The sequence below is a fragment of the Eubacterium sp. AM05-23 genome (assembly GCF_003477535.1).
Taxonomy (GTDB): Bacteria; Bacillota; Clostridia; order Eubacteriales; family Eubacteriaceae; genus Eubacterium; species Eubacterium maltosivorans.
The window spans coordinates 299,573-318,475 of sequence record NZ_QUDF01000002.1; the positions used below are offsets into that span (position 1 = coordinate 299,573).

Annotated in this window: 19 protein-coding genes; 14 read left to right on the forward strand and 5 right to left on the reverse strand. The window is 47.1% G+C overall.

The genetic code is table 11. The annotated features are described in order from the left end of the window. Nucleotides 1–15: 15 nt before the first annotated feature. Entirely contained in the window at nt 16–2,331 is a 2,316-nt protein-coding gene (locus DW091_RS03690; protein WP_118517419.1) for a DNA internalization-related competence protein ComEC/Rec2, read from the forward strand. Nucleotides 2,332–2,351: 20 nt separating this feature from the next. Continuing rightward, on the forward strand, nt 2,352–3,365 hold the full coding sequence (gene holA, locus DW091_RS03695) for a DNA polymerase III subunit delta (protein ID WP_074616703.1): 1,014 nt from the start codon (nt 2,352–2,354) through the stop codon (nt 3,363–3,365). A 133-nt stretch (nt 3,366–3,498) separates the two neighbouring features. Here holA and rpsT read toward each other — a convergent pair whose 3' ends face one another. Next, nucleotides 3,499–3,765, reverse strand: a complete 267-nt coding sequence (rpsT, locus tag DW091_RS03700) for a 30S ribosomal protein S20 (protein WP_074616704.1) — start codon at nt 3,763–3,765, stop codon at nt 3,499–3,501. A gap of 166 nt (nt 3,766–3,931) precedes the next feature. Here rpsT and lepA point away from each other — a divergent pair, with 166 nt between their 5' ends. The 12 genes from lepA to DW091_RS03760 all read left to right on the forward strand — a co-directional run bounded on the left by lepA (nt 3,932) and on the right by DW091_RS03760 (nt 14,281). Next, complete coding sequence (gene lepA, locus DW091_RS03705; RefSeq protein WP_118517464.1) at nt 3,932–5,740, forward strand: translation elongation factor 4; 1,809 nt, start codon at nt 3,932–3,934, stop codon at nt 5,738–5,740. Between the two features lie 182 nt (nt 5,741–5,922). Further along, nucleotides 5,923–7,776: a transcription termination factor Rho gene (gene rho, locus DW091_RS03710; RefSeq protein WP_118517420.1), complete on the forward strand. Its 1,854-nt coding sequence runs from the start codon at nt 5,923–5,925 to the stop codon at nt 7,774–7,776. A gap of 104 nt (nt 7,777–7,880) precedes the next feature. Then, nucleotides 7,881–8,087, forward strand: a complete 207-nt coding sequence (rpmE, locus tag DW091_RS03715) for a 50S ribosomal protein L31 (RefSeq protein ID WP_013381757.1) — start codon at nt 7,881–7,883, stop codon at nt 8,085–8,087. Then, on the forward strand, nt 8,087–9,001 hold the full coding sequence (prmC, locus tag DW091_RS03720) for a peptide chain release factor N(5)-glutamine methyltransferase (RefSeq protein ID WP_118517421.1): 915 nt from the start codon (nt 8,087–8,089) through the stop codon (nt 8,999–9,001). The genes rpmE and prmC overlap by 1 nt, the downstream gene beginning before the upstream one ends. A 105-nt stretch (nt 9,002–9,106) precedes the next feature. Beyond that, the gene (efp, locus tag DW091_RS03725; RefSeq protein ID WP_058695353.1) at nt 9,107–9,664 is read left to right on the forward strand and encodes an elongation factor P; all 558 of its coding nucleotides are present in this window, start codon (nt 9,107–9,109) and stop codon (nt 9,662–9,664) included. 5 nt (nt 9,665–9,669) lie between these two features. Beyond that, complete coding sequence (locus DW091_RS03730; RefSeq protein ID WP_058696414.1) at nt 9,670–10,110, forward strand: CD1247 N-terminal domain-containing protein; 441 nt, start codon at nt 9,670–9,672, stop codon at nt 10,108–10,110. A gap of 12 nt (nt 10,111–10,122) precedes the next feature. Next, nucleotides 10,123–10,467, forward strand: coding sequence for an Asp23/Gls24 family envelope stress response protein (locus DW091_RS03735; RefSeq protein WP_058695352.1), 345 nt, complete (start codon nt 10,123–10,125; stop codon nt 10,465–10,467). A 76-nt stretch (nt 10,468–10,543) separates the two neighbouring features. Beyond that, the gene (gene nusB, locus DW091_RS03740; RefSeq protein WP_058695351.1) at nt 10,544–10,990 is read left to right on the forward strand and encodes a transcription antitermination factor NusB; all 447 of its coding nucleotides are present in this window, start codon (nt 10,544–10,546) and stop codon (nt 10,988–10,990) included. 6 nt (nt 10,991–10,996) lie between these two features. Continuing rightward, a complete protein-coding gene (locus tag DW091_RS03745; RefSeq protein WP_118517422.1) occupies nt 10,997–11,956 on the forward strand; it encodes a peptidase M22 in 960 nt (319 codons plus the stop codon). Between the two features lie 11 nt (nt 11,957–11,967). Continuing rightward, nucleotides 11,968–13,188 (forward strand): exodeoxyribonuclease VII large subunit, encoded by a 1,221-nt coding sequence (gene xseA / locus DW091_RS03750; RefSeq protein ID WP_118517423.1) that lies wholly within the window; start codon nt 11,968–11,970, stop codon nt 13,186–13,188. Further along, the gene (xseB, locus tag DW091_RS03755) at nt 13,170–13,391 is read left to right on the forward strand and encodes an exodeoxyribonuclease VII small subunit (RefSeq protein ID WP_038352804.1); all 222 of its coding nucleotides are present in this window, start codon (nt 13,170–13,172) and stop codon (nt 13,389–13,391) included. Before xseA ends, xseB begins: the two co-directional genes overlap by 19 nt. Continuing rightward, the gene (locus tag DW091_RS03760) at nt 13,388–14,281 is read left to right on the forward strand and encodes a polyprenyl synthetase family protein (protein WP_118517424.1); all 894 of its coding nucleotides are present in this window, start codon (nt 13,388–13,390) and stop codon (nt 14,279–14,281) included. The genes xseB and DW091_RS03760 overlap by 4 nt, the downstream gene beginning before the upstream one ends. A 44-nt stretch (nt 14,282–14,325) precedes the next feature. Here DW091_RS03760 and DW091_RS03765 read toward each other — a convergent pair whose 3' ends face one another. From DW091_RS03765 to DW091_RS03780, 4 genes are all read right to left on the reverse strand, one after another. Continuing rightward, complete coding sequence (locus DW091_RS03765; RefSeq protein ID WP_158577816.1) at nt 14,326–16,341, reverse strand: ABC transporter permease; 2,016 nt, start codon at nt 16,339–16,341, stop codon at nt 14,326–14,328. Beyond that, a complete protein-coding gene (locus DW091_RS03770; protein WP_013381746.1) occupies nt 16,331–17,107 on the reverse strand; it encodes an ABC transporter ATP-binding protein in 777 nt (258 codons plus the stop codon). Before DW091_RS03770 ends, DW091_RS03765 begins: the two co-directional genes overlap by 11 nt. Nucleotides 17,108–17,215: 108 nt before the next feature. Continuing rightward, entirely contained in the window at nt 17,216–18,232 is a 1,017-nt protein-coding gene (locus DW091_RS03775) for a sensor histidine kinase (RefSeq protein WP_118517426.1), read from the reverse strand. Nucleotides 18,233–18,235: 3 nt separating this feature from the next. Next, the gene (locus tag DW091_RS03780; RefSeq protein WP_058695344.1) at nt 18,236–18,898 is read right to left on the reverse strand and encodes a response regulator transcription factor; all 663 of its coding nucleotides are present in this window, start codon (nt 18,896–18,898) and stop codon (nt 18,236–18,238) included. Nucleotides 18,899–18,903: the final 5 nt, after the last annotated feature.

An 18,903-nucleotide genomic window follows, 5' to 3' on the forward strand; every position in this document is an offset into this window, starting at 1 on the left:
TGATAAGGGGGCCCAATGAAACGACCACTGATTTATGCATTCGCAGCACTGTGCTGCGCAATCCTGCTGGCCGGATTTGGGGCGCCCTTTTTTCTTTATGTCCTTTTGCCGGTGGCTTTGCTGCCTTTACCGCTGATCTTTAAAAAAGTAAGACCTGTAAGCGTAGTGCTGGTGTTGGCAGTTTACATACTGGGGTGTGCCGCCGCTATTCCAGTATTTGGAAACGAAAATCCTTTTGAGGATTTTTGGGACCACTCGGTAGCGCTTTCGGGCATGGTGGACAGTGTCCCCTCACATGAAGGGGAAAAGACCCGGTTTGTACTGAAGCTTCAGGAAATTAATCACATGCCTGTTTCAGGAAAGGTGATGGTTACAGTAGCGGAGAATAGTGTAAACTACACGCCGGGAGCTGCTTTAAGCTTTGACGGTGAAATCAGTGAGCCGGCCGGAAGGCGGAATCCGGGCGGTTTTGACTATGCGCTTTATTTAAAGGCAAAGGGGATCGGCGGACAGGTTTATCTAAAAAACAGAGAGGCTGTCACAGTGAAGCCGGGCTCATCCAGCCCCATATACGCTGTTTATAGGATGAGACAGCATTTATCAGAAGTTTGCGACCAGTTTTTCACGCCGCCCCAGAGTGGCTTAATTAAGGGAATCCTGCTGGGCGATAGTACTATGGATGACGAGGTAAAGGCATCCTTTCGGGAGGCGGGAGTTTCCCATGTGCTGGCTATATCCGGCCTGCATGTGGGCTATGTGTACGTTCTGGTGCTTTGGATTCTGGCTCTCCTCGGTGTGCGGCGCCGTTACCACTTACCTGTTTTGGCGGCCTGCCTGCTGTTTTATATTACACTGACAGGCTTCAGCCCGTCGGTCATCCGGGCTGCGCTGATGTGCCTGGCACTGGTTGGCGGCAGGGGAATGGCGGAAACCTATGATGCGCTAAACGGATTGTGTCTGGCCGGTATTGTTATACTCTTATTTCAGCCGGTTCAGCTCTTTATGGCAGGCTTTCAGCTTTCCTTTTCTGCTGTGCTGGCGATTATTTTATTTTACAAACCATTGTTGTATGAATATGAGCGGCACATTAAAGCACCGGGAGCGATGGCATCCAATCTGCTTTTGACCTTTTGTGCCACCCTGGGTACCATGCCAGCCAGCCTTTACCATTTTCATACCCTGAATCTGGTAGCGCTGGTTTCTAATTTGCTGATCATCCCTCTTGTGGGTGTTTTGCTGGTTTTTGCTTTAATTACAGTGCCACTTACGGCGTTTATTCCGGCAGCAGGCGGGCTTTTTTGCCTGCCGACAGCCTTTTTAGCGGACTGCATTTTATTCTTAACCAATCTTTTTTCAAAATTCAGCTGGCTGGTTCTGCATCGAGGCGCGATGACTCTGTCAGAACTTCTGATACTGGTACTTGCTGCCCTTCTGCTTGCCGGGTATTTCAATTTAAGTAAAAAATCTGCCCGGTGTTTTGTCGGAGCGTCCTTGCCACTACTGCTTCTGGTCATTTTCGGCACATCACTGGCCCGGCAGCCCTTAAGGATAACCTTTTTAGATGTGGGGCAGGGTGACAGTGCGCTTGTTGAGGCACCTTCTGGAGGTATATACTTTATCGATGGCGGTGGCTATGAAACTTATGGTAATGCGCCACAGAAAGAACGGACGCCTATCTCTGAAAGCGTTCTGCTGCCTGTGCTCTATGCCAAGAGTATCCGGCGGATTGACGGGGTTTTTATCTCACATAACCATGCAGATCATGCTCAGGGAATTGAGGAACTTCTCGCCGAAATCCCTGTGGGACAGATTTATGTTTCCAGTAAATATAATAATGAAGCCCTTTTAAGACAGAATAAAGTACCGGTAGAAATTCTTGCAAAAGGCAGCGTGCTGGAAAGTGGTGATGGTTTGTCCTTTGAGGTTCTGTGGCCGGAAAGTAAAAGGGAGGCGCTGGAAGATGAGGAACAAAACGACGCGTCCATGCTGCTGCGTTTATGTTATGGCAGCCGTTCCTTTCTGTTTACGGGTGACGCTGGTTTCTCGGTTGAGGAGGCCGTTATTCGGAGCCTGCCTGAAACGGATGTCCTGAAGGTGGGGCATCACGGCAGTCGGTTTTCCACATCATCAGAGTTTTTGAAAAAGATTAATCCATCCCTTGCTGTAATCTCGGTTGGCCGTTATAATAGTTTTGGACATCCGACCGATGAGGTGCTTCAAAATATTGAGGCTTCTGGTGCGGTTTGTAAAAGAACGGATCAAAACGGCGCAGTGGAAGTATGGACAGATGGAAAAGATTTAAGCATACGAAGTTGCATCGATAAAAAGTAAAATATAGATAAGAGGTTATCATGAAATATCAGGAACTAATGAAAGCCATTAAGCAAAAGCAGGTGCGGCCCGTGTACCTTTTTGCGGGTCCGGAGCAGTACATCGGGAATATGGTTGAGCACACTTTAGTGGAAACTGTGATCGCACCTGGCCTGGAGCAGCTGAATCTGGCTGTGTTTGAGGATAAAAATCCAGATGTATCAGAGATATTGTCTGTTTGCGAGACGTTGCCGCTTATGAGTGAAAAAAGAGTGGTCATTGTGCGCGAAAGCGCAGGCCTGACGAAGATAAGCGATAAAAAGACTGTGGAGGCTCTGAACGAATACATTGAAAGGCCATCCGACAGCACGGTGCTTATTCTCTGTGACAGCAGCCCGGACAAACGTAAGAAGATATATAAGACCCTTAAAGAGCAGGGAGCCATTGTGGACTATGATAAGCTGAATAAAATTGATCTGGAAAAATGGATTGGCCGCCGGCTTAAGCTGGCAGGCAAACGGACAAGCCAGAGGGTAGTAGAGCAGTTTGTCATGGATACTCTGTATCTTGAAAATGATAATAAAAATATGGAAATGGTTGACAACGAGCTGAATAAAATCATTGACTATGTGGGGGAACGTGACGCCATTACCCTGGAGGATGTAGAGACGGTCATGCCTAAATCGGTTGAGGATAATGTGTTTAAGATGGTCGATTATGCCATGGGTGGCAATAAGGGAGCGGCGCTTAAAATGCTTAATCAGTTTTATCTTGAGGGGGAAGGCCCCTTTGGCGTTTTTGGACTCCTGCTGAGGCAAATTCGGATTATGCTGATGGTCAAGCTGCTTTCAGAAAAACGCATGTCTCCGGACGCCATTGCCAAGGAAGCAAAGCTGGCGCCTTTTGTGGTCAAAAAGGTACTGCAGAACGGCCGGCGCTACAGGGTGGCAGGCCTTAAAGGGACCATGATCGAAGCGGCAGAGCTGGATTTTAAAATGAAGACCGGACAGATTGATCCTGAGTTTGGCTTGGAATGGTTTGTTCTTAAGCTGTAAGTGCTGAGAGGAGAGGGGCCGGCAAAATACCGCATCCTCTTTTCTTGCTTTCAAAAAATAAAAAAGCGCACTAACAACTGTGCGCCCACCCTTGAGACACGGGTTTGAATTTGGGAATATATAAACAATGAGGTTATTCGGCCATTCCGTTTAAGATTCTTGCTAAAGTGCTTTTCTTTCTGGAAGCAGCATTTTTGTGGATAACGTGTTTAGTAACGGCCATATCCAGTTTTTTTACTGCTAAGCGGAAAGCTTCTTCTGCTTTGGCCTGATCGCCTTCTGCAACTGCAGCATCAAATTTTTTGATAGATGTCTTTAAATTTGTTTTTACCGCCTTGTTGCGCAATCTTGCCTTTTCGTTTGTTTTAGCTCTCTTAATAGCTGATTTAATGTTAGCCATGGAGTACCTCCTCATTTATTTATAACGTATTAATTGTAACACATTGAAAATAAATTTACAACAAAAAACGTGACAAAAAAATTTTTTCTTGATAAAATAATCTGTAGCACAAAAATAATGGATACGTAGCGTGTTTTATCGAATAGACTTACACATTGGAGGAATTATTTTGTTAACAAAACAGGAAAGAACCCGAAACTTTTCAATTATTGCCCATATTGACCATGGCAAATCGACATTGGCTGACCGTTTGATTGAAGAAACGGGGCTTTTGAGCAAAAGAGATATGGAGGATCAGATCCTCGATAACATGGATATCGAGAGAGAACGCGGAATCACCATTAAACTGCAGGCGGTACGGCTTATTTACAACGCAAAAGACGGCGAGGAGTATATCTTAAATCTTATTGACACACCGGGCCATGTGGATTTTAATTATGAGGTATCTAAAAGTCTGGCAGCTTGTGAAGGGGCTATCCTGGTGGTGGACGCGTCCCAAGGGATTGAAGCCCAGACCATTGCAAATGTGTACTTGGCTTTAGATAACGATTTAGAAGTGGTGCCTGTTATCAACAAAATCGATTTGGCAAGCGCCCGCCCCGACGAGGTAAAGGCAGAAATTGAAAATGTCATCGGGTTGGATGCAGAGAATGCACCGCTCATTTCCGCTAAGGCAGGGATTAATATTCAGGATGTACTGGAGGCCATTGTCAGAAATGTTCCGGCGCCAGGCGGGGACGCGGACGCGCCCCTCCAGGCGTTGATTTTTGACTCTTACTATGACCAGTACCGTGGGGTTATCGCTTCAGTACGCGTGGTCCAAGGGAAAATCAAGGCTGGTATGAAGATCCGAATGATGGCTATTGGCAAGGATTTTGAGGTGGATGAGGTCGGTATCTTTGCTAAGGGACTGCTGCCAGTGGACGAGCTGACCGCAGGTGATGTTGGGTATGTGAACGCTGGGATTAAAAATGTGCGTGATACCCGTGTCGGGGATACCATTACCGCAGCAGACCACCCTTCGGCTGAGCCGCTTCCAGGCTATAAAAAAGTAACGTCAATGGTATTCTGCGGGATATATCCTGCAGATGGCGCCCGTTACGAGGACCTGAAGGAAGCTTTAGCCAAGCTGCAGCTCAATGATGCGTCGCTGCTCTATGAGCCAGAAACCTCCATTGCGCTTGGTTTTGGATTCCGGTGCGGCTTCCTAGGGCTTTTGCACATGGAAATTATTCAGGAGCGGCTGGAGCGTGAATTTAACCTGGATCTAGTTACCACTGCCCCAAGTGTTATTTATAAGGTTATCAAAACTGACGGTACGGAGCTTTGGGTGGACAATCCCACCAATCTGCCGGACCCGGTTGAGATTGACACCATGGAAGAGCCTATTGTAGACGCAACGATTATGGTACCGTCTGAGTATCTGGGGGCAGTTATGGAACTCTGTCAGGAACGCCGGGGAACCTATATCAATATGGATTACATTGAGGAAACACGTGTATCCCTACATTATGAGCTGCCGCTCAATGAAATTATCTATGACTTTTTCGATGCCCTTAAATCAAGAACTCGCGGCTATGCCTCTCTGGATTATGAGATCAAGGAATACCGCCCGGCGAAGCTGGTAAAACTGGATATTCTGCTAAATGGCGAGCTGGTGGATGCTTTGTCCTTCATCGTCCATGAGGAAAAGGCTGTAGGCCGTGGTCGAGCCATTACCAAAAAACTCAAGGAATCCATTCCGAGACAGATGTTTGAAATTCCGATACAGGCCGCAATTGGCAATAAAATAATTGCACGTGAGACTTTGAGCGCTTTGCGTAAGGACGTTTTAGCCAAATGTTATGGTGGGGATATCAGCCGAAAGCGTAAGCTTCTTGAAAAGCAGAAAGAAGGAAAAAAGCGTATGCGCCAGGTGGGCAGCGTAGAGGTACCGCAGGAGGCCTTTATGGCAGTGTTGAAACTGGATTCATAGGCGAAGGAAAAACGATTATGCCGCTGCGGCAAAGCTGATTTTTACGGCTTTGCCAGCGGTTTTTATTTTTATTGTATTTTTATAACAGATGTGCTAAAATTAGTAATTATAACTATTTATCTTTACTTTTAAATCTACATTTATAAGTTTTGCAATCAAATTTCACATTCTGGAGGAATCTATTGGACACGACAAATCTTGAAAAGCTAACCGTAGCAGATCTGCGCAAAGAGGCGGAGCGTTTAGGCTTTACCGGGCTGAGCAAAAAGAAAAAGCAGGAGCTTATCGATATGATTACAGCAGCCAGGCAGAAATCAAAAACGGTTAAAAAGACAGAGGAGCCATCCCCAAAAGAAGCGGCTCAAAAGAAGAACGAAATGGAAAAGGCCGAAAAACAAACGCCGAAAAACAGCGATAAAAAGGCGGACGAACGGAAATCTGCCGATAAAAAGAATGAAGGAAAAACGGCTGTTAAGGAAAAGCATGAGACAAAAGCGAATGATCGTGTTCTGGTGGATAAGTCTAAACAGGAGCGCAGCGCGCTGCCTCAGCCAGTGGAAAAACAGCATCATAACAACCATAACAATTACAATAATCACCGCTATGCAAAAATCAAGGACAATATTGAAGACAGCATTGAAATGGCCGGTCCCTTGGAAGTACTGCCCGAAGGCTTTGGCTTTATTAAGACTCCGGAAATGAAAACCCAGCAGGAATGGGTCTATGTATCCGGCTCGCAGATCCAGAAGTTTAAGCTGGAAACGGGTGATATTGTCGGTGGAAAAGTACGAAAGGCCAAACCAGGTGAAAAATATGCGGCCATGCTGTTTTTAGAAATGGTTAACGGAACACAGACTTCAGATATTATCAACAAAATCAACAGTATGCTCTATGCTGATGATAAAAAAAATCTTGACCGTTTTAAAAACTCACAGGAAGGAATTCTGGATTTGAATTCCGATGGCTTTGGCTTTTTGAGGATGAACAACTATACTTCCGGCGATAATGACATCTATGTCGCGCCAAACCAGATCCGACGTTTTAACCTGCGGACTGGCGATAAAATTGTGGGTAAGATCCGTATGCCAAACGAAGGTGAAAAGTTTGACGCGCTGCTGTACGTTGAAACGGTCAACGGAGATATTCCTGAAAAGATCGCAAGCCGTCCCCGGTTTGAACGCCTGACGCCAGTATTTCCCGAGGAACGCATTACCCTTGAAACAGACAGAGACATTGTATCAACCCGTATCATCGATATCTTTTCACCTATGGGAAAAGGGCAGAGGGGGATGATCGTGGCGCCGCCAAAGGCTGGTAAAACAACGCTGCTTAAAGAAATTGCTCAGGGAATCCGTTCCAACCACCCGGAAATTGAGCTGATTATTTTACTGGTGGATGAACGCCCTGAGGAAGTAACCGACATGAAGCGTTCCATCGACGCAGATATTGCCTACTCTACCTTTGATCAGCCGCCTGAAAATCATATCCGTGTGGCAGAAATTGTTCTGGAACGTGGCAAAAGGCTTGTAGAACAGGGAAAGGATGTCGTTGTGTTGGTGGACAGTCTGACACGTTTAACCCGCGGCAACAATCTGGTGGTCGAGCCGTCAGGGAGGACCTTGACCGGTGGTCTTGACCCAGAATCGTTGTATTTTCCTAAAAAATTTTTTGGCTCAGCCAGAAATATTGAAGGTGGCGGCAGCCTGACCATACTGGCAACTGCGCTGGTGGATACAGGGAGTCGGATGGACGACATTATTTTTGAAGAGTTCAAGGGTACAGGCAACATGGAACTACACCTTGAGCGTGAGCTGGCTGAACGTCGGATTTTCCCAGCTATCAACTTGAACAAATCCGGTACACGCCGTGAAGAAAAACTTCTGACGCCAGATGAGCTGAAGGTCAGCTACCAGATCCGCAAGCTGTATGCAGGCAATAGCCCTGTACAGCTGACGGACAAAATCATCAATACGCTTGAACGCACAACGGATAATGAGGATTTTCTTAAAAAAATCCTACAGAAGTCCAAATCCTGAGAAATTAAACTTGCACTTTTACAGAGAATCTGTTATACTAACTTAGTTGAAAAAAATATATGTATCAATATATATAAATACGAGAACGAAATGAGGTGAATTCGATGAAAAAAGGTATCCACCCAGAATACGGTAAATCCGTTGTTAAATGCGCATGTGGTAATACATTTGAAACAGGTTCTGTTAAACCGGAACTGAAGGTTGAAATCTGTTCAGCTTGCCATCCTTTCTTTACTGGTAAACAGAAATTAGTAGATACAGGTGGTCGTGTAGAACGATTCAACAGAAAATACGGCAAAAAAGGCGAATAATGAATGAAAGTCGGTTCCTGGTAACCGACTTTTTTATTGTGAAAAACAGGATGAATACTATTAAAGAACTCATAAAAGTGGGGAGCACAAGGCTTGCGCAGTGCGGGTCTGTAAGCTCAAGACTGGACGCTGAGGTGCTTCTGGCGTCGATATTGGACTGTCCGCGTATTACTTTTTATACTGATCCCAGCAGGACAGTAAGTGTTGAGGATGCTGAAGAGTACCAAAGACGTATTGACCGTCGGGCGGCGCTTGAACCTGTGGCTTACATTATTGGTAAAAAAGAATTTATGGGGCTGACCTTCAAGGTTTCGTCAGATGTGCTTATTCCAAGGCCAGATACGGAATCGCTGGTAGAGGCAATTCTCGAAAGCGTTATCCCGAAGATCAAACAGGATACCAGCCATCTGCGTGTGCTTGATTTGTGTACGGGAAGCGGTGCGATTGGCCTAACTCTGAAGTTTTTTGTTTCGAGTGCGGCGGTTACCCTCACGGACATTTCAGACAAGGCACTGAAAGTGGCAGAGGAAAACGCTCAGGCTTTAAGCATTTCAAACATTACCATGGTAGAGAGCGATCTTTTTGAAAGCCTTTCGCCAGGAGAGCCTTTTGATCTGATTGTATCGAATCCGCCTTATATTCCAGATGGGGTTATCCCAACGCTGCAAAAGGATATTGTAGATTATGAGCCGATGCTGGCGCTTTCAGGTGGTGTGACAGGGTATGATCTCTATGAACGCATTACAAGGGAAGCGGGGCTTTACTTAAGAAAAGGCGGCGCGATTGTTCTGGAGGTCGGCAATGACCAGGAAACAAGAGTAGCCGAACTTCTCGAAAAACAGGGCTTTAGGGCCATAACAATGGTTCCGGATCTGACGGGGGCAGTGCGCGGCGTTGTCGCGTGGAAAGAATAAAAACAAAAAAATGAAGTTGAATTTGAAGTTCAAAAACTTTTATGATAGAATAAAAGAAGCTATACGACTAAGAAACAGGATTTAATATTTGGAGGTATTTTATAGATGATATCAGCAGGTGAATTTAAAAAAGGCGTAACCTTTGAAATGGACGGAAGTGTTTTCATGATTGTGGAATTCCAGCATGTAAAACCAGGAAAAGGCGCCGCTTTCGTTCGTACTAAAATCAGAAATGTGCTGACCGGAGCTGTGGTTGAAAAAACATTCAACCCAACTGAAAAGTTCCCGAAAGCTCACATTGACACAAAAGAAATGCAGTATTTATACGCAGATGGCGAACTGTACTATTTTATGGATCTTGAAACCTACGAACAGATTCCACTGAATTACGATCAGGTCGAAGATGCGTTGAAATTCTTAAAGGAAAACGACAACGCAACCATCCGTTTCTTCAAGGGGGAAGCTTTCTCAGTAGCAGCTCCGAACTTTGTTGAACTGCTTATTACCAAAACCGAACCGGGCTTCAAAGGCGATACCGCTACCGGTGCCAATAAACCAGCAACTTTGGAAACCGGCGCAGTCATCACAGTTCCATTATTTGTAGAAGAAGGAGATACGATTCGTGTAGACACCAGAACCGGTGAATACATGGAGCGTGTATAGTGCATATGAAATATATCCGTGAAAAGGTGGCCTTTATTGAAGGTCTGGTAGAGGGCCTTGAGTTAGATCTTACAACCAAAGAAGGCAAGGTGCTCGACCGGATTATCGACGTATTAGGGGATATGACCGACGCGCTGGAGGGTCTGGCAGAAGCCCAGGATGAGCTGGAAGATTACGCGGAAATGATTGATGACGACCTGACCGAGCTTGAGGAATTCATTCTGGATGAAGACTGGGATGAGGAATACGATGATTTTGATGATGACGACGACTATTATGAAGTTGTATGTCCCAAATGCGGAACAGTCTATATCACCGATTTCAAAGCCTTTGACGATGATGATGTGTTTTGCCCTGAATGTGGCGAACAGTTTCATCTGGAAGAAAAAGTCGTTGAAGAATTAACCCATGGCGAAGGGTGTCAGTGCGGACATCATCACGAATAGGTGGTGTATAAAATGGATGAAAACCAAAAATTAAACCCTCAGGAAATCTCTAACGAAATGGTCTGTTCGATTGCGAATCTGGCTGCGCTGGGGGTGGACGGCATCGAAAAAATGTTTATGCGTATGTCTGATGAAATATTGGATATGATCTATCCTTCTGCTGTTTCTAAGGGCGTAAAGGTTGTGCGCCAGGAAGATGGCTATTATATCGATGTCCATGTGATTACAGAGTTGGGAATTGATATTCCCCAGATCGCCAGAAAAGCCCAGATTAAGGTTAAGGAATCAGTTGAAATTATGACCGGTAATCAGGTGGCGCAGGTTAATGTTCACGTGGAAGGCAGCGGAAAATATTAAAAAAGTATTCAAAAGGCTGTAAGAGTATTCTTGCGGCCTTTTATACTGTGAGATAGAGGTAACTATGAGTCGAAAAATGAATCGAAAAGAAGAGAGAGAACTGGCCCTGCGTGGGATTTTCCAGATCGATTTTCATGCTGAAGATGCGGAACTAGATACCAGCCTCAAAAATTTCTTTGAGCTGGCAGGACAGGGTGACCCTGAGGATGAAGTGGCAGGTATGACGGGCGGTTATGCAAGGAAGGTTATCAACGCCGCTATTGAAAATCAAACGGCCATCGACGGGTTGATTGCCAGCCATTTAAAAGAAACCTGGGATTTCAGCCGTGTGCCGAAAATGGAAAAGGCCATTATGCGCCTGGGAGTCACAGAACTTTTATACACCAAGGTGCCAAAGGAGGTTGCAATCAACGAGGCAGTAGAACTGGCAAAAAAATACGCCTCGGAAGAAAGCAAAACCTATATCAACGGTATTCTTAATAAAGTGGCGGTTGAACACGCGGACGAGCTTTCAAAGGATTGATGGCACATGGATGGCCTATCTCTGGGAATTGACACCAGTAATTACACAACCTCCATTGCCGTAGCTGATACTGATGGTGAAGTGGTTTATGAAAAAGGGGTTCTGCTTCAGGTAAAGCCTGGCGAACGCGGGCTGCGCCAGTCAGAAGCCTTGTATCAGCATGTTAAAAATCTGCCAGTACTTTTTGAGAGCATTCCTGAAAATTTGAAAATGCGGGAGCGGTTGCAGGTGGTGTGTTACTCGGACCGGCCACGTCCTCTGGAGGATTCTTACATGCCAGTTTTTCGCGCAGGCATTGGATGCGGAAAAACCATTGGCAGTCTGTTCGGTATTCCTGCGCTTGCTATGAGCCATCAGGAGAATCATATCCGCAGCGCCATTTACGGCAGTGGAATGAAACCGGAAGAACTCCATTTTCCGCTTTTGGCAACGCATTTTTCTGGAGGCACATCTGAGATACTGTTGGTAAACTCAAAAAAAAGCGGGTATGATTGTAAAATAGCGGGGGCAACCCTGGACCTGAATGCCGGACAGCTCATCGACCGAGTGGGTGTACGCCTGGGTTATGCTTTTCCTGCCGGCAAGGCGCTGGAGCAGCTGGCACTGCAAGCAGAGGAGCGTAACTGTGTGATACCGTCAAACGTTGATAAAATGAACTTTCACTTTTCGGGGCAGGAAAACAAAGCAGCAGCACTTCTGGACTCGGGGACAGAGCCGGAGGAGGTAGCCTATGGGCTCCACCGCTGTATCGCCAAGACATTATCGAAGGCCATAGCGCTGGCGGCGGCCACTTATGGTGTATGGGATGTTCTGTTTTCAGGCGGTGTTATGTCAAATCAGATCATCCGGGGACTTATCGAGAGAGAGCTGAGCCGCAGGCATCTGCGCCTGCACTTTACGAAACCCTGCTACGCGACCGACAATGCCGCCGGAAACGCGTTGTTGGGGATTGAAACCATGACATAAAGGGGGTTCCTATGATTACCCGGGCGCTTAGCGTTACAGAAGTCAATCATTTTATTAAAACCATGCTGGATGGAAACAGTGTGTTGAAAAACCTTATGGTAGAGGGAGAAATTTCCAATCTGAAGTTTCATTCCTCAGGCCATGTATATTTTTCTTTAAAAGACAGTCAAAGCCGTATTGCCTGCGTTATGTTCCGCAATAATGTGCAGAATCTGAAATTCCGGCCAGAGGAAGGGATGAAGATCACAATCAAGGGTGGCATTTCGGTTTTTGAACGCAACGGCCAGTACCAGATTTACGTGCGCTCTATGGAGCCCCAGGGAGTTGGCGCGCTTTACAAGGCCTTTGAGCAGCTGAAGGAAAAATATCAGGCATTGGGGTGGCTGGATACAGAGCAGAAAAAGCCCTTGCCAGAGTATATCCGCAGAGTTGGGATTGTTACCTCGCCTACTGGGGCGGCGATCCGCGATATGATCTCAGTCGTCCGGCGGCGAAACCCTCAGATTCATATTGTCATCTACGGGGCGCTTGTGCAGGGAGACGGCGCGGCAGAAGAGATTGCGAAAGGTATCGAAACCTTTAACCGTCTTGGAAACGCAGATGTGATTATTATCGGACGCGGCGGCGGGTCCATGGAAGACCTGTGGGCCTTTAATGAGGAAATTGTGGGCGAAGCGATACATGCCTCGCAGCTCCCCGTTATTTCAGCAGTAGGGCACGAAACGGATTTTACCATTGCGGATTTTGTGGCGGACATGCGTGCGCCAACACCGTCTGTAGCCGGTGAACTGGTAGCTGAGAACCTGTTAGAATGGGCAGGGACGTTAACCCAGCTGAAATCCCGTCTGCTCAAAGCGATGAACCGCCATATTGAAAAAAACCGTATGGCACTGACACAGGCTGCTGCCCGGCTTTTGAGAAGCGGGCCGGAAAACCAGGTGGCGGATATGCGCTTATACCTGGACGCGCTCCAGGATCGTATGCTGAGAGGCATGCGGTTTGAAATTGAGCGGCAGCGCAGCAGGGTGGAGTCGGTATCCAGGAGGCTGGATGCTCTGAATCCGCTGGGAGTGCTGAAACGTGGTTATGTTCTGGCTGAGGATAAATCCGGCGGTCTTGTACGCTCAGCTGCTGAGGCAGAGGCCGCGGGAACCATGAAATTAAAATTTCACGATGGCGAGGTCATCGTTTCTGTGATAAAGGAGGGGGCTGAATGGCAACCAAAAAATTAAAAACAAAAATCACCCGGCTCGAGACCATTGCAGAGGCTTTAGAGCAGAATGATCTGGATCTTGAGAAGTCACTGGCCCTTTTTGAAGAGGGCATGAAGCTGGTAAAGGAGTGCGGCAGTGACTTGGACGGCATTGAAGAAAAGGTCACGATCTTGACAGCCGATAATCAGGAAATGCCTTATGAAGGAGAAACAGAGGAATGAAACCATTTAAAGAAACCCTATTGGAAAAAGTAAAGGAAACAGATCATGAGCTGCTGGCGTGCTTCGACCGGAAGTTTGATACGCCGGATATTATTGTCAGTGCCATGAAGTACAGTCTTTTTGCGGGCGGGAAGCGTTTGAGACCGATTTTGATGAAAGAAACCTGCCGTTGTCTGGGGGGCGATCCTGCAGATGTCAAACCGCTGGCCTGTGCCATTGAGATGATTCATACCTACTCGTTGATACATGACGACCTGCCAGCCATGGATAACGATGATCTGCGCCGCGGGAAGCCGACCAACCATAAGGTATACGGTGAAAATATGGCTATTCTGGCAGGAGACGCGCTTTTGAACTATGCGATGGAAACAGCCATTGCCGGCATCCCGGTAGATCCGTCAAAGACTTTCCATTATACCCGGGCGCTCAGCTATTTGGCACATTCGTCTGGCGTAAATGGTATGATCGGGGGACAGACAGGTGACATTCTCAGTGAGAACGAGGCAATCAATGAGGAAAAAATGTATTACATTCACGCTCATAAGACAGGTGCTCTGCTGAAAGCAGCAGTGCTGTGCGGCGGGTTCGTGGCAAAGGTGACAGGTGAGGAACGCGACGCCCTGGAGACCTACAGCGAAAAAATTGGCCTGGCTTTCCAGATTGTCGATGATATTCTGGATGTAACCGGAGATGAAAAAACTCTGGGTAAGCCGGTCGGCAGCGATGAAAAGAACCACAAATCAACTTTTGTTTCCCTTTACGGGATGGCTTCCTCACAGGAAAAAATCCGAGAGCTGGAAAACGGTGCGCTGGACGCATTGGCAACCATTGACCATGACACTTTATTTTTAGAGGATATGGCAAAATATATTTGTCAGAGAGAAAACTAAGAAAAAGAGATGATGCGGCGTTATGCCGTATCATCTCTTTTTGGTTATGCTTTGATCATATTTTTGCTGCCAAAATAGGTAGCGAGGAAGTAGCCGCCGTAAATGAGTACAAGAATCAGCGCGGTGACACCCGTGTTTCCTGCGACATTCACATGACCAAAGAAAGCAATAAAATCATTGGCGACTTTGAGCCCTACAATGGAGTGAATGACAGCGAGCGCCAGGGGCATCAGGAAATAGATGGCAATCTGAACAAAAAGAGCGTGGCGGATCATTTTGTCCTCCGCGCCGATCTTACGGAGCAGGGCGTAGCGTTCAGTGTTGTCCGACGCCTCGGAGAGCTGCTGAAGCGCCAGTATGGCAGCGCTGGCAATGAGGAAAACAATACCCACGTAAATCCCTACATAGGAGGTGGTGATTTTCATAGCGGTACCCTGCGCATACATTTCTTCCCGGGTGATAGTTAAGAAGCCGTTTTGTGGCGTCAGAAGGCCGGCATACTGGTTTAAAATTTCGCTTGAAGCCTCTGCAGGCGCTTTGTAATTGATATTGAGTTGCGCGCTGTCAAAGGGGAGGTTTTGTGCCAGGGCATCCGACACAATGAGTGTACCGCTGTTGCTGAATGAAAAGTTCGTGCCAATGGTACAGTCAATGGCCGGTCCTGCGCTTTCAAGCGTCGCTCCGTTTAAGGTAACCTTTCCGTTGTTTTCGAGGAAGGTATCCACAGATGGGGTGATCTGGGGCATATCATAAAAGATACGGAATTGTCCCTCGCTTAGTGTAATGGTGCTTTTTCCGAGCGCTCTCATTTGGGCGTTAAAATCAGAAAGAGAAACAACCTGCATTGGTTTTTTTTTGAAACGCTCGAAGGCTTCACCGGTCAGCATGTTTTTTACGCCCTCTGTAGAATACTCAAATAAAACCGCGTTTGGCACATCGCTGAGATGGTAGGTGATCTGGCTTGTTTCTCCGGCAAAACGGTTCAAGTCGACCCCCTGAGCAGCCAGTTCGGCGGCGATATCCGCATAAATCGGCTGGTCATCCAGGTAAGGGTTTTCCGGGCCGCTGGTAATGGTCGCGTCAAAGGGAGTGGTCTTCTCGGCTGAGCTTGTAAGCACATCGGCCAGGCTGATTCCGCTTGACAGGGTGCCGATGGTGAACAGCAGCATGATGCAGATAACCGTCATTGAAATAAAGGTGGTATTGATCTTGCTGTTGAGCTGGCGGAGAACGAACATATTAAGCCCTTTAAGGTAGAGCTTTTTATTGGACTGGACAAGGCGGAGCAGGAAACCAGATAAGGACATGAAGAACAGCAGTGTCCCCACAGAGCCACAGGCCAGGGCGGCTGCAAACTGAGGGCCTATGTCCATAAGGCCATTGTCAATGATCAGGTAGTAGGCGACACTGATAAAAATGACAGCGGCGGTAAAAATAACGACAGAATGCCAGAGCTTTTTGACCTTAAAGGTTTCATTTTTCTTATCTGCGCTCAGCAGGTCGATGAGCTTGTATTTTGAAATGGACAGTGTATTAAACAGCATGACCATGATAAAAATCAGACTGAAATAAAGAATGGTCTTTCCGCAGGCAGCGGGTGAAAAGACAAATTTAAACTCCGTAAAGGCCGCTTCAAACATTTTGGCCGTTACGACGGCCAGAACTTCGGAAAGGAAGAATCCCAGAATCAGCCCGACTGTCAGTGAGACAATGCCGATCAGAAGGGTCTCAAGCATTAAAATCCAGGACATTTTACTTTTGTCCATGCCCAGGGTCATGTAGATGCCAAGCTCTTTTTTACGCCGTTTGATCAGGAATTTATTGGCGTAAAGGATCAGAAATCCGAGAATAATCGAGATGAACACTGAGACATAGCCCATGATCATTGTCAGGCTCTGGAGAGCCTGCTCGTCACTTGAACTGATGCTCATCATGGCCTGCTGGGACTCGATGGAGTTAAAGACATAAAAGACACAGACGCCAAAGGTCAGAGTCAGAAAATAGATGGTATAATCCCGGACGCTGCGCCGTACATTGCGGAAGGCAAGCTTAGAGTACATCGCTGTTCCCTCCTCCCAAAAGGCTGACAACATCAATAATGCGTTTAAAGAAAACCTTGCGGCTGTCATCGCCCCGAATTAGTTCGTTAAAGATTTTGCCGTCCTTTATAAAGAGGATGCGCTTGCAGTAGCTGGCAGTGAAGGCATCATGGGTAACCATAAGGATTGTAGCGTGAAGCTGTTCGTTGAGGGTGTCAAAGGCCTCGAGCAGCATCCGGGCAGATTTGGAATCCAGCGCCCCGGTGGGCTCATCGGCCAAAATGAGCGCAGGCTTGGTGATGATAGCTCTTGCGCTGGCAACACGCTGCTTCTGGCCGCCGGAGATCTGATAGGGGTACTTTTCCAGAATATCGGTAATCTGCAGGCGCTTGGCCACACTGCGCACCCGCTTGTCGATGGTCGCTGCCGGTACCCTGAGAATTGTCAGCGCAAGGGCAATATTTTCGTAGGCGGTCAGGGTGTCTAAAAGATTGAAATCCTGGAAAATAAAGCCAAGCTGTTCCCGCCGAAACTGTGAAAGCTGACGCGAGCGCAGCTCGGTGATGTCCCGGTCCTGGATCAGAATATGGCCTGCGGTCACGGAGTCGATGGTAGACACGCAGTTCAGCAGTGTGGTTTTTCCGCTTCCTGAGGCGCCCATGATACCAATGTATTCGCCCTTGTTTACATTAAAGCTGATGTCGTCAACAGCTTTTGTGATATTTCCGTTATTTCCATAATATTTTTCGATATGCTGTACAGACAGTATCGGTGTTGTTTTTTCCATAAGTAACCTCCTTAAAGCACTTTGGTTGTATTATCTTTTATGGTCATAGTATACCGCTGTGCCGCCTGACAAACCATCGAAGTTGCTTACGGAAAGCTTACATTTTTGTCACATTTGCTCCAGGACGGGGAAATGAATGGTGGCTGTTGTTCCGCGTCCGGACACGGATTCGACACTCAGGCCAAGTCCCAGTTTCTGGCAGAGCTTTTTACAGAGATAGAGGCCAATGCCCGTCGCCTTGGCGCTGCCCCGGCGGCCGTTGCTGCCTGTAAAGCCCTTATCAAAGATCCGGTCAATGTCCTCCGGCGGGATGCCGATCCCGTTGTCAGCAATGGAGAGAAGAATCTCAGCGCCGTTACAGGCGCCGGAAACAGTGATCTCGGCCGGGGTGGACGAGCTGTAGTCCAGGTATTTCAGCGAATTGTCCAAAAGCTGGCCAAGGATAAAATCAGTCCATTTGGGATCGGTAAATACTTCATGTTCCAGCCCACTGGTGGAAAGTTTGATTTTTTGACGAATGAAAGTTTTAGCGGTTTTTCGTATGACAGGGTTTACCAGGTTCTGAAGACACGTTTTTTTGATAACATAGTCCTTTTCGACGCCGCTGCTGCGCGAATAAAAAAGAGCCTGATTCACATAGCGCTCAATCTGGTCGATTTCTTCACCGAGTGAGCATGTTACAGGTGTCTGATGATTTTCGATGATAAGCTCGGCTGAAGCAATGGGGGTCTTGACCTCGTGAACCCAGGTTTCAATGTACTCCCGGTATTCATTGGAGCTGCGCCGGTAGACGGCAATTTCATCGTTCATGCTCTTGCTGGCGGCTTTCAGCACCTCGTATAGAATGCGGCATTCATTGAGCGAGGGCCGGTTGATGAGCTCAGATAGAAGATATTTTTTGTCAAGCCGGCTGAGTTTTTTACAGACGTCATTATAAAAGTGGGCTTTCATAAAAAACTCAACCCAGAAGACAAGAGACAAAGCAAAGAAAAGCACGAGCAGGAGGTAAATGCGGGAGCCTTTATCGACGTGCAGGAGCTCCAGGCTAAAGCCCATAAAAACCAGCAGCACTGTTGAAACCGACAAAAACAGAAGCTTATCTTTTACGTAATCCAGAAACCGCATGCGTTACACCATATAGCCCTGGCCACGTTTGGTGACGAGGTAATCCTTCAGGCCGATTTCGCTGATTTTGCGGCGCAGGCGGTTGATATTGACGGTGAGGGTATTGTCGTCCACAAATGCATCGGACTGCCAGAGGGCATTCATGATGGCCTCGCGGGAGACGATTTCGTTTTTATGGGACAGCAGAAGGCGGAGAATACCAACTTCATTTTTGGTCAGTTCGGTCTCCCCTCTGGCGGACTGAATTACGCTTCGGGATAAGTCAAGTGTCAGTCCGTTATGAGACATGGTAGTGGAACCGGCAGAGGGATTGGCCCGTTTGAGCACAGAAGCGATCCGCGCCAGAAGGATCTGAGTATTGTAGGGTTTCGTAATATAATCATCTGCGCCAAGGTTCATGCTCATCAGTTCGTCAAATTCACTGTCCCGGCTGGTGACAATAATAATGGGAACATCCGATTGTTTTCGGATTTCCCGGCAGATATAATACCCGTCATAAACCGGCAGGTTAATATCCAGAAGAATGAGGTCCGGCGGATCGGCCAGAATGGATGTGGTAATGTGTTTAAAGCTGTCTGGGAAAACGGGATCATAGCCGTAGCGGTTAAGAAATTCACTGAGCTCCTGACGGATTTTGGGATCATCTTCGATGATCATTATTCTCATGGAGA

Coding starts and splice junctions, on each gene's coding strand:
- DW091_RS03690 (WP_118517419.1), top strand. CDS start 16: ATGAAACGACCACTGATTTATGCATTCGCAGCACTGTGCTGCGCAATC.
- holA (WP_074616703.1), top strand. CDS start 2,352: ATGAAATATCAGGAACTAATGAAAGCCATTAAGCAAAAGCAGGTGCGG.
- rpsT (WP_074616704.1), bottom strand. CDS start 3,765: ATGGCTAACATTAAATCAGCTATTAAGAGAGCTAAAACAAACGAAAAG.
- rpmE (WP_013381757.1), top strand. CDS start 7,881: ATGAAAAAAGGTATCCACCCAGAATACGGTAAATCCGTTGTTAAATGC.
- prmC (WP_118517421.1), top strand. CDS start 8,087: ATGAATGAAAGTCGGTTCCTGGTAACCGACTTTTTTATTGTGAAAAAC.
- efp (WP_058695353.1), top strand. CDS start 9,107: ATGATATCAGCAGGTGAATTTAAAAAAGGCGTAACCTTTGAAATGGAC.
- DW091_RS03730 (WP_058696414.1), top strand. CDS start 9,670: ATGAAATATATCCGTGAAAAGGTGGCCTTTATTGAAGGTCTGGTAGAG.
- DW091_RS03735 (WP_058695352.1), top strand. CDS start 10,123: ATGGATGAAAACCAAAAATTAAACCCTCAGGAAATCTCTAACGAAATG.
- nusB (WP_058695351.1), top strand. CDS start 10,544: ATGAATCGAAAAGAAGAGAGAGAACTGGCCCTGCGTGGGATTTTCCAG.
- DW091_RS03745 (WP_118517422.1), top strand. CDS start 10,997: ATGGATGGCCTATCTCTGGGAATTGACACCAGTAATTACACAACCTCC.
- xseA (WP_118517423.1), top strand. CDS start 11,968: ATGATTACCCGGGCGCTTAGCGTTACAGAAGTCAATCATTTTATTAAA.
- xseB (WP_038352804.1), top strand. CDS start 13,170: ATGGCAACCAAAAAATTAAAAACAAAAATCACCCGGCTCGAGACCATT.
- DW091_RS03760 (WP_118517424.1), top strand. CDS start 13,388: ATGAAACCATTTAAAGAAACCCTATTGGAAAAAGTAAAGGAAACAGAT.
- DW091_RS03765 (WP_158577816.1), bottom strand. CDS start 16,341: ATGTACTCTAAGCTTGCCTTCCGCAATGTACGGCGCAGCGTCCGGGAT.
- DW091_RS03770 (WP_013381746.1), bottom strand. CDS start 17,107: ATGGAAAAAACAACACCGATACTGTCTGTACAGCATATCGAAAAATAT.
- DW091_RS03775 (WP_118517426.1), bottom strand. CDS start 18,232: ATGCGGTTTCTGGATTACGTAAAAGATAAGCTTCTGTTTTTGTCGGTT.
- DW091_RS03780 (WP_058695344.1), bottom strand. CDS start 18,898: ATGAGAATAATGATCATCGAAGATGATCCCAAAATCCGTCAGGAGCTC.